General features: G+C 59.8%; 1 pseudogene. It reads right to left on the bottom strand.

What is annotated here, in order from left to right:
• Positions 1-62 precede the first annotated feature (62 nt).
• A pseudogene (locus SB771_RS37520) lies at positions 63-229 on the bottom strand (hopanoid biosynthesis associated radical SAM protein HpnJ); the annotation flags it as partial.

Genomic DNA, 229 nt, shown 5'->3' with positions numbered 1-229 from the left:
GCCGAACACCGCGCACGCGCCGCATGCATAGGCGGGCGCGGCGGCGAGCCAGTGCGCACCGCTCACGCCTCGTGAGCGCGCAGGAAGCGGAAGAATTCGACGCCTTCACGCAAGCGCCGTTTCATCATGTCCCAGCTCGTGAGCATTTCACGCAGGATTTCCCATATTTTCGACGGGCGAAAATAGAAGCGCTTGTAGAAGTTTTCGAGCTGGTGATAGATCTCGTCAC

Origin of the sequence: Burkholderia sp. SIMBA_051 (genome assembly GCF_046534915.1) — a bacterium.
Lineage (GTDB): Bacteria > Pseudomonadota > Gammaproteobacteria > Burkholderiales > Burkholderiaceae > Burkholderia > Burkholderia ambifaria.
The sequence above is the reverse complement of the archived record's forward strand: the minus strand, read 5'-3'. Positions and strand labels throughout refer to the sequence as shown.